This window comes from Candidatus Polarisedimenticolaceae bacterium, from assembly GCA_036376135.1.
Classification (GTDB): domain Bacteria; phylum Acidobacteriota; class Polarisedimenticolia; order Polarisedimenticolales; family DASRJG01; genus DASVAW01.
Window position 1 is genome coordinate 1 of the sequence record DASVAW010000174.1, and the last position, 10,709, is coordinate 10,709.

The 10,709-nt window shown below is 69.2% G+C and carries 2 protein-coding genes; both read right to left on the minus strand.

Going from position 1 to position 10,709, the window contains the following annotated elements; all coding sequences use genetic code 11:
* Window positions 1-42: 42 nt before the first annotated feature.
* Window positions 43-7,530: a S8 family serine peptidase gene (locus VF139_19210; GenBank protein ID HEX6853534.1), complete on the minus strand. Its 7,488-nt coding sequence runs from the start codon at window positions 7,528-7,530 to the stop codon at window positions 43-45.
* 180 nt (window positions 7,531-7,710) lie between these two features.
* Window positions 7,711-10,632 (minus strand): M14 family zinc carboxypeptidase, encoded by a 2,922-nt coding sequence (locus VF139_19215; GenBank protein ID HEX6853535.1) that lies wholly within the window; start codon window positions 10,630-10,632, stop codon window positions 7,711-7,713.
* Window positions 10,633-10,709: the final 77 nt, after the last annotated feature.

Here is a 10,709-nt window from a genome sequence, read left to right on the forward strand (position 1 = left end):
TCGCGCGGCCCCGCCTCCCTCGCTGGGACTTCGGCTACGGCGTCACGGGCAGTTGCCGTTCCCGTTCTTGATCACGCGGGCGCGGCCGACCGACTCGGAGCCGTACGAGCTGTCCTGGACGCCGTCGAAGAACTGGACGGCGTAGAAGAACGCCTGGCCCGGAGCCGGGATCGCGGTGTCCCCGTTCCCCGCGGTGCTGGTGTCGATCGACTGCTGCTCGATGCAGGTCACGCGGCCGAGGTCGACGTCGGACCCGCTGATGCGCAGTTCCGACAGGTTCCCTCGGATCACGTCGTAGTGCTGGGCGCCGGTGACGACGCCCCAGTTCGCGACCGTGGCCGACTTCCCGTCGAGGGTGAGGTGGATCGGCTCCACCACGTCGCCGAGCGAGTGCGGGACGTCGACCTCGGTCGCCGCCGTCGCGGAACCGTTTCCGCTGCCGTCGACGGCCTGGTAGGTGATCGTGTAGATGCGGCCGTCGCCGGCGCCCTGACGCTCGGCGCGCAGCTGGATCTCGAAGTCCGGAGTGCCGGTGTCGGCGCCCTGGATGTCGTTGGTGGTGAAGCCGTCCCCGCCGCCCTGGGCGTCGTCGGGCTCGCTGGACGAGGTCCCGACCAGGAGGACGACCGGGCTCGGGTCGCACACGTCGGTCGCCGTCACCGTGGTGGTCGCGGTCGCCATGTTGTGGTTGGGCGGCCAGAGGTAGGTGGGCGTCACTCCGACCGACGTGATCGTCGGCGGGAGCGTGTCCTGCACCCGGACGACGACCGTCGCGGGATCCGAATCCTCGTAGCCGTCGTTGACGACGAGGGTCACCGTGGTGTCCCCGAGCGGGAACGTCGCGGTCGGAGTCACGCTCGTCGGGTCGTCGAAGACGATCCCCGGCGCGCTCCACAGGTAGGTGATCGGATCGCCGTCGGGATCCGAGGAGCCGGCGCCGCTGAGCGTCGCGGCGGCGCTGTTGTTCCCGGTGCACTCGACCGTCGCCCCGGCCGGGACGGCGATCGGCTTCTGGTTCACCGTCAGGGTGACGGGCAGATCGACGAACTCGAGGTACGGGTCGTTGTCGGCCTGGAACCGCAACGACGCCTCGTGCACGCCGTGATCGAGGTCCGTGGAGTCGATCGACACCACGACGTCCTGGCAGGTGCCGGCCGGAACGACCCCGGACTCGGGGGCGACGCTCGCCCACCGCGGGAGCGCCTTGAATTCGATCGCGAGGTCGTTGTGGACGTAGGCGCTGTTGTAGACGACGGTCAGTCCGTCGTTCTCGGCGGCGTTCTGGATGCCGATCGTCTGGGAGGCGAGCGTCGTGCCGCTCACCGTCAGGTACTGCGTGACGATGCGGCCGTTGGGATAGAGGATGAACTGGAACGTGTACAGCCCCGTCGACGGGGAGCTGTAGTGCGGCACGTTCACGAACGACAGGATGAACCGCGATCCGTCGTTGTGGTAGTAGGCGCGGCCCGAGCCGTGGGTCGCGCTGAAGCTGAGGTCGTCCCAGAACCCGGCGATCATGCTGTTCGCGCCGGAGGTGCTCGGGAGCGCGGCGTTGGTGAGAAGGCTGCTGGTGCCGGTGTAGTCGAACGAGATCCAGCCGTTCGACGAGACCATCAGGGTGCTGAACGCGTTCCCGTAGAACGGGAAGTTGAAGCCGATCGGGATGCCCTGGACGACCTCGTCGTCCGCGTTGAGCTCGGTGATCGGGGTGCCGACGCCCGTGATGTCGACCCAGTCGAAGGTCGGGCCGACGAGGTTGTCGGAGTCGATCCACCGGTACCCGAACACGTCGGGGCCGCCCAGGCCGAGGATCCCCGGCTCGGTGTCCGGATCGTCCTTGCCCTTCTCGACGCCCGCGTACTGCGTCGCCGAGCCGCCCGAGATGATGTTCGTCCCGGAGTGCCAGTTCAGGTCGGAGCCGCCCTCGTTGCAGACCTGCACGGTGCGCGTGGTCTGCGAGGCGGGCGGGAGGATCGCCGAGAGGGACGAAGGCGCCACCGCGAGGACCGGCGGGATCAGCGCCTCGCCGGTGAGCGCGATCGAAGTCGTCGGCTCGTCCGGATCCGAGCTCGTGATCTCGATCGTCCCGGTCCGCGTCCCCGCCGCCGTCGGCACGAACGTGACCGTGATCGGGACCGAGCCTCCCGGAGGCAGCGAGACCGGCGTGACGAGTCCGTACTGCGTGAAGTCGCCGGACACCGTGACGCCGGTGACGTCGAGGACGTCGGTGCCGACGTTCCGGAGGACGGTGCCCAGGGACCGGGTGTACCCGACGTAGGTCGTCGGGAACAGCAGCGAGGCGTTGTCCACCGCGACGTCCGGGATCCCCGTGACGTGCAGCGCCACCGGCACGCGGAAGGCCGCGTTCGCCGGATCGTTGGTGCTGAAGTCGATGTTCGCGCTGTAGTCGCCGCCGATGAGGCCGGTGGCGTCGAACGCGACGTCGATGTCGACGAATCCGCCCGGAGGCACGGTCGCGGCCTCGGGGCTGAGCGACAGCCAGCCCGCAGGCGGCCGGAACTCGACCGCGAGGTTGTTGTGCACGTAGGCGGTGTTGAACGACGCGGTCAGGCCGTCGTTCCGGGCGGCGTTCTGGATGCCGATCGTCGCCGACGCGATGTCGTTGGTCGTCATGTTGAGGTACTGGCAGACGATCCGGCCGTTGCGGTAGAGGATCGTCTGGAACGTGTAGTTCTCGCCGGAGGGCGTGAGCTGGTCCCAGTTCGTCCACTGCACGATGAACCGGTTGCCGTCGGTCCAGTACTTCGCGGTCGCCCCCTGCGACGTCCTCCAGTAGAGGTCGTCGTGGAAGACGGCGATCAGGTTCTCCGGCGACGACGAGCTCGGCAGCAGGTCGTTGGAGAGATCGGTCGTCGTGTTGGTGAACGACAGCCAGCCGTTGGTCGTCACGCGGACCTGGCTGAAGCTCGATCCGTAGAACGGGAACGGGAAGCCGAGGTTGATCGGCCCGAAGTTCGAGTCGTCGCTCGAGGCGAACGTGATCGGCGTTCCGATCGCGCCGATGTCGACCCAGCTGAACGCGGGGCCTCCCGCCTGGTCGGAGTCGCGCCACGTGTAGCCGTAGGCGTCGGGACCGCCCGCGCCGAGCACGCCCGGCCGCGTGTCCTCTTCGTCCTTCTTGAGATCGGGGCTGTGGTCCACGGGGACCGCGGCGCCGGTGAGCAGGCCGACCTGCGTCACGAAGTCGAGGTCGGAGCCGCCGCTGTTGGAGACGCGGATCGTCCGGTGGAGGACCTCCCCGGCCATCATCGCCTCGCTGAACGACGTGGGCGTCCATCCCGCCACCGGCGGCAGGATCGCCGTCCCGGTCACGGGCATCGTCTTGTCCGGCGTCGTGGGGTCGTCGCTGATCACGTGGACGAGGGCGTTCAGCGGCCCGGGCGCGGCGGGAGACCACCGCAGGTTGAACAGCCGCGCCGCCCCCGGAGCGAGCGGGAACGCGGCCTCGGGGGTGTTCTCCCCGCCTTCGCGCTGCACGTCCTCGACGAACAGGGCCGGGTCGTCGGAGTACACGTCGCTCACGTTGAGGACGTCGGTTCCGGTGTTCACGACCTGGAAGCTCGTGAGGTACGAGTACCCGGTGTACCGCGTGCCGTAGGCGTGGGACGCCGGCACGATCGAGGCGATCGGCGCGCCGATCACCGTGAGCGTCGCCGGCACCTGCTCCTGCGCCTGGCCCGGGACGTTGGTGTTGAGCACGACGGCGCCGTTGAGCACGCCGCCGAGACGATCGGTCGAGTCGAACGTGACGTTGAAGTTCGCGCTCTGTCCCGGCGGGATCTGAGCGTGGCTGGGCGTCACGGCGAGCCAGTCGGGAGTTCGGCTGAACTGCACCGCGAGGTTGTCGTGCACGTAGGCCGTGTTGAAGTTCGCCGGGAGGCCGATCGTCTTCAGCGAGTTCTGGATGCCGATCGTGGCCGACGCCAGGTTCGACGCCGTCATCGACAGGAACTGCGTGATGATCTTGCCGTTGGGATAGAGCTGGACCTGGAAGGTGTAGCTCTGCCCCGTGGACGGCGAGAATCGGCCGACGTTCGTGTACTGGACGATGAACCGCGTGCCGTCGTACCGGTATCTCACGTTGCCCGTGCGCAGGTGCAGGTCGTCCCAGAAGACGGCGACCATGTTCGCCGCGCCCGAGGTCGAGGGAAGCGTCGAGTTGGTGTTCCGGGACGAGGTCTCGGTGGTCGAGAACGTCAGCCACCCGTTCGTGGACACCTTCAGGGACGAGAAGTTGCTTCCGTAGAACGGGAAGGTCATTCCCATCGGGATCGCCGCGCTGAGCGCGTCGTCGGAGCTCGAGAAGGTGATCTGCGTTCCGGTCGAGGAGATGTCGACCCAGTTGAACGTCGGGCCGCCCGACGCGTCGGAGTCCTTCCAGCGGTACCCGAAGGCGTCGGGGCCGCCCGCTCCGTTCGCACCCACGTCGTCCGCGTAGACGAGCTGCCCGTTCCCGAGGTCGGCGGCCGCGTCCACGACGAGGTCCGGTCCACCCGTGTTGGTCACGGTCAGCACGCGCGTGACCGTGTTCCCCGAGTACAGCGTCTCGTTGAACGAGGTCGGCGACCACAACATGACCGGCGACGGAACCGCCTCCCCGGTCACCGGCACCGGGATGCTCGGCTCGGCGGCGTCGTTGCTCACGACGGTCAACGACCCGCTGAACGGGCCCAGGGCCGACGGCGTCCACGTCACCGCCACGTTCTGCGAGCCGTGCGGCGGGACGTTGAAGGCGGCGGGATTGGGAACGAGCGACGGGTCGCTCGAGTTGATCGCCGAGACCTGCAGCGTGTCCGTGCCGTTGTTGGCCACGATGAGGTTCTGGACGTACGGCTGGCCGAGGAAGCTCGTCCCGTAGGCGAGCGAGCCCGGCTGGACGCTCGCGTCCGGCGCGCCGATGACGTGCAGCGACGCCGTGACGACGAGCACGGGGTTCTGCGGGTCGTTGGTCAGGATGTTGACGGTACCGGGATAGGTGCCGCCCTCGAGCCCGGAGGCGTCCATGTGGAGGTTGATCGCCTTGGAGCCGCCCGCGGCGATCCGGCCGGAGGTCGGGAAGGCCGTCAGCCACTGCGGGATCGCGGAGATCCGGATCGCGAGGCCGTCGTGCATGTACGCCTGGTTGAACGCGACCTGCAGGGCGTCGGTCTTCGTCGCGTTCTGGAGGCCGATCGTGGCGCTGTCGAGCGGGGCGTTCATGGTCAGGTACTGGAACGTGATCACGCCGCTCGACTCGAGGATCGCCTGGTAGGTGTACGGGCCGCCGCTGCTGTAGTGCGGCACGTTGTTCCACTGGACGATCGCCCGGTTCCCGAAGTCCTGGAAGAAGACCTGCGCGCCGGCCGTGAAGTTCTGGTCGTCCCAGAACGGGGCGATCATGTTCTCGGGCGCGCCCGAGTTCGGGAGCGGCTGATTCGAATACGCCGTCGAGGCGCTCGTGAACGACAGGAAGCCGTTGGTGCAGATGCGGAAGGAATTGAACAACGTCCCGTAGAACGGGAAGTTGAAGCTCATCGCCACCGGCTGGCTCGTCGAGTCGTCCCCGGAGAGGGTGATCGGCGTCCCCGTCCCCGAGATGTCGGTCCAGGCGAACGCCGGACCGCCGGGCTGGTCGCTGTCGCTCCAGCGGTACCCGAAGGCGTCGGGGCCGCCGGCGCCCTGCGTGACGGGATCCCCGACGCGCGGGTCGGATTCGTCCTTGCCGAGGTCGAGGAACGGGTTCTGCGCCATCGGCTCCCCGAGGGACGGCGCCGGGATGTCGAAGTCCAGCGTGCCCTGGCCGACGTTGCTCAGGATCACGACGTGGTCGGACTGCTCTCCGGTGAACATGTCGTCGGAGACCGACGTCGGCGCGACCTCGCCGGTGGGCGGCGGGAGCGTGGTGCCGGTCGCGAGGTTCGAGATCGGGCCAGGGTTGCCCCACTCGTCGAAGGCCTTGATCGCGAAGAAGTAGCTCGTGTCGGCGACGAGGTTGCGGACCTCGAGCGCCTGCGGGGTCCCGGCCGCGGCGGGAGCGGGCTCGCCGCCGGCGCGCGTCGCCGCCGCCCAGTTCCCCTCGTCGATCGGGGCCATGGAGTACCGGATCTCGTAGGCGTTCGCGGTCCCGACGCCGCCGTCGTCGCCGGTCGCGGTCCACGTCAGCCCGATCGTATTCGAGCTGGGGTCGGTCGTCTGGAGGTCGTCGATCATGCCCGGCGCGGTCGTGTCGGGCTCGGCGATCGCGAAGAAGATGTTCAGGCGGCCGTTGCTGACGCACTTCCCGGCCATCGCGGGGATGTGGTCGACCGAGCTCATCAGGATGTTCTTGACCTGCGCCCACGGGATGTCGGGAGCGCTGACCGCCTTCACGAGCGCGTACGCGCCCGTCACGTGCGGCGTCGCCATCGAGGTGCCCGAGAGCAGGCCGTACTGGTTTCCGGGGAGGGTGCTCAGGACGTCCACGCCGGGGGCCGCGAGGTCGACCGAAACCGCGCCCCAGTTCGAGAACGACGCGAGCTGGTCGTTGTCGTCGGTGGCCGCGACCGAGATGATGTTCGGGAGGTTGTACGCCGCCGGGTAGGCGGGGCTCGTGTCGCTGTTCTGGCCGTTGTTCCCGGCCGCGGCCACGAAGGCGATGTTCGCGTTGCCGGCGGCGGCGATCGCGTCGTAGAGGGTCTGCGAGAAGCTCCCGCCGCCCCACGAGTTGCTCGTGACGTCGACGCCCATCATCGTCGTGTACTGGACGGCGAGGACCGCGTTCGCGGTCGAGCCGGAGCCGCCCGACGACAGGAACTTCGCCGCCATGATCTTGACGTTCCAGTTGACGCCCGCGACGCCGATGCCGTTGTTGCCGACGCCGCCGATCGTGCCGGAGCAGTGCGTGCCGTGGCCGTTGTCGTCGAAGGGATCGCCGTCGTTGTTGACGAAGTCCCACCCGTGGATGTCGTCGACGTAGCCGTTGCCGTCGTCATCGAGGCCGTTGCCGGCGATCTCGCCCGGGTTCGTCCAGATGTTCGCGGCGAGGTCGGGGTGGTTGTAGTCGACGCCGGTGTCGATCACGGCGACGAGCACGTTCGAGCTTCCGGTCGACACGTTCCACGCCGTCTCGGCGTCGATGTCCGCGTCGTTCGTTCCTCCGGTCTGACCGGTGTTGTTCATCCCCCACAGCTCGGGATAACGCGGGTCGTTGGGCACGACCCCGGTGGTCAGGATGTAGTTCGGCTCCGCGTATTCGACGGAGGGGCTCGCCTGCAGGCGCTGCAACGCGCGCTCGACGGTCACCCCGGGGCCCAGCGTCCAGCGCTCCGCCGCGGAGTTGAAGACGTTCGCCGTGACCGCTCCGAGCTCCGCCTGGAGCAGGTGCTTGTCGGCGAGCCGCGCGGCGGGCTTGAGCTTGAGCAGGACCTCGCCCGGAACATGGGCCGGAAGTGGGCTCCCGGATCCCGGCGCGCCGATCGGACCTCCCGGTCCGGCCAGCAGCAGGATCAAGGCGAACGCAAGGAACGTCAGAGCCAATCTAGGGCGCTGCATGGACATCCCCCTCCTGAATCATCAGGACGACGGCGGACAAACTCACTCGCGGTCTTTCGAGGGGGAGGTTCGAAAGGCCTCGCTACAACACGTTCGTGGGGCCTCAAACCGGGGTTCGTTGCAGGGTCTACTCCTCCGGACGATATGAGTCAACGGCAATCTTCACCGGCTTGACGACGGTCATGGGCAACCCCCGCCCAGAACCTGCGCAAGGTCGCAGCCGCCGATCGCCTGCGCTTCGGGACGCTCCCCCCCCGTGGCCGCGCCGAAGCTCCCCTCCCGGGTCGCGTCCTGCCCGACGACGACGAAGTAGAGGAACGAGCCTTCCGGCGGATCTCCCGGGTCGAACGAGGCCGACCCGGAGGTCCCGAGGCCGCAGGCGGCGGCGCTCCACTGCACCGATCCGGCGATCGGGCCGGCGCCCCAGTAGGCGACGTGATCGGTCGCGCCGCACCCCGGCGCGAACGCCACCTCGACCGCGGTCCCCGCGCCGCGCGACGCGACGAGCGACGCCGGCTCGCCGAGGCCGGAGGGCGCGCCGGTGGCGCAGGTCGCGCGGAACACGGCGTCGGTGACGGCGACGTCGTCCACCCACAGCCCCTTCCCGGTTCCGGTGCTGTCGCTGCCGATCCGCCACCGCAGCCGGATCTCCCGGCCCGCGAAGGCGGCGAGGGATCCGTTCCAGTCGGTGGCCGGGTAGACCGGCGTCGCGTATTGCCGCGAGAAGACCGTCCCCGCGAACGTCTTCGGGAACCCGCAGGCGTTCCCGACGTTCGAGAGGGAGTCGGGGTAGTTCACCGTCGTCAGCCGGCTCCACGTCGCGAACGCCGGCCCCTCGGCGACCTCGACGACCGCGGCGTCCCATCCCGCCTCGATGTCGTATTTCGCGGCGAAACGCAGGACCGAGCTCGACTGCACCGAGATCGGCGGGGAGGTCAGCGCCGAGCAGAGATTGTTCGTGTACGTCCCCGTGGCGTAGACCTTCGGCCCCGTCTTCCCCCCGGACGACTGGACGCTCCACGGGGCGCTCGGCGCGAGCGTCGCTCCCCCCGTGTCCCCCGCGTCGTCCGACCAGGTCCCGATCGTCGAGGGTCCCGTCGGCGTCCCCGCGCGCGTCACGACGTTGCCGTCGTCGGCGCCGTTCCCGACGTCGACGGCCCGCACGACGTAGTGATACGTCCCGCCGTCGGCGAGCGCGTCGTGGTCGGTGTACGGGGTCGACGCGAGCCCCGAGGCGATGCGGTTCGCCTCCGACGGGACGAACGGCGCCGTCGCGCTGCGGAACACGTCGTACGAAACGGCGCCCCCGCAACGGGTCGCGGCCGCGGACCAGTCGAGCTCGAGCGAGCAGGTCGTGAGCCCCGGATTCGTCACCGAGGCGACCCCGTCGAAGGCCGGCCCGACCGTGCACGCCCCCGTCGTCTGCGCCGAAGCCTCGGCGGAGGCGGCGGACTCGCACGGCTGGAGCGCCCGCACGACGTAGTAATAAGGAACCCCTCCCGACACGCCGAGGTCGGCGTAGCCCGTCGCCGGCGCGTCGACGAGCGCGATCTCCTGGTACGGGCCGCCGGAGTCGAGCGAGCGCAGGACGCGGTACTGCGTCGCGTTCACCGCCGCCGACCAGGTGAGGTCGATCCTGTGGTCGCCGTTCCCGACGGCGGTCACGGTGGACGGGGGGGTCGGCTGGGCCATCGCGACGTCCTCGGTCGCGGGGCCGGTTCCCACCGTCACCGTGCGCTGCAGCGTGCAGTACCCGGCCTGGGAATAGGTCAGATGGTAGGTCTGCCCCGCCCGCGCGAGCCAGTGGTAGACGCCGCGCGCGTCGGCGCGACGGGGCGACTCGCCGTGCGTGAAGACGACCTCCTGCACGTCGACGCGCGCCGGAACCGGCTGCCCCGTCGCCGCGTTCGTGATCTTCCCGCGGATCTGCGGCGCGTCGAGGGTGCGGTTCAGGAAGAACTGCCACGCCGTGCGCTGGCGCTGCACGGTCACGTTGCGCCACGTCGCGTAGTCGGGCTGGAACGAGCAGCAACTCGCCTCGATCGTGAACGCGTACGAGCCGTACTGGTTGTACCAGGTGTCGACGCTTCCGCCGTCGACGAGGTAGATCGCCGACCAGATGGGGCCGACGGTGTACGTGCCGGTCTGCCCGTTGTCGTCCTGCAGGATCGCGTTGAGCGACTGCGCGACCTCCTGCATCGCGGTCATCTCGTCGGGGTTCGAGCACCCGTACGAATACATGATGTATTCGCCGTAGGTGTGGTACGAGAGCGCGTAGAACGGCCGCGTGTCCGAGGCGAGCGCGAGCATCCCCTGCGTCTCCGGCTCCGACGCCGGCTCCGAGCCCCGGTTCGTGTCGTCGGTGCACGAGCCGCTCGAGCCGTTGCACGTCCCCCACGCCACGGGGTAGTTCCGGTTCGGGTCGACCGGGCACGAGGGGCGCCGGTTGCGTCGCCACATGTTGTCGACGCTGAAGACGTGAGCGGCGCCGTCGGGGTTCACGCTCGCCACGACCCAGATCTCGATGTTGTCGACCCACCGGGTGACGGCGGGGTCGGTCCCGTAGCGCGAGGTCAGGTACTCGATCATGTCCTTCGCGATCTCGGGGGTCATGACCTCGCGCGCGTGGTGCTGCGAGTCGAGCACGAAGACCGGCCGGTCGTTCGGGAGGTCGGGGTCCTTGGTGATCCGGACGGCGACCTGCTGGTGTCCCTCGAACAGGTTCGTGGACAACACGCGGGTCCGGACGAGGTTCGGGAAAGCCGCCGCCGTCTGGCTGATGAAGGCGGCGAGCTCGGCCGGGTCGGTGTAGTCCTGCAGCGCCTGGATCGTCACCGGGTCGTCGTTGGAGGGCCCGAGGGTGAACCCGAAGCCCAGGTCGGCGAGACGCCGGATCTCGTCCTCGGTGGCCACGACCCCTGCGGTGCGGTCCCGCTTGTTCATCCCGGCGATGTCGAACCCTGCGTCCACGAGGGCGGCGAGGATCTCGTCGCTTTGGACCCGGACGTGCACGAGGCGCTTGCGGACGGGCCCGGAGGCGGTCGCGGCGGTCGCGACGAGCAGCGAGGCGGCGAGGAAGGAAAGGAGGATCCGCCGGAACATGAACACCCCCTCGGCGTCGTCCGGGGGGTGAAACGGCGCGTTACGGACCGTCGGAGTCCGCAAGGTACCACTTTCGC

Excerpts from the sequence above, each read along its gene's own strand:
- VF139_19210 (HEX6853534.1), bottom strand. The coding sequence starts at position 7,530 with ATGCAGCGCCCTAGATTGGCTCTGACGTTCCTTGCGTTCGCCTTGATC.
- VF139_19215 (HEX6853535.1), bottom strand. The coding sequence starts at position 10,632 with ATGTTCCGGCGGATCCTCCTTTCCTTCCTCGCCGCCTCGCTGCTCGTC.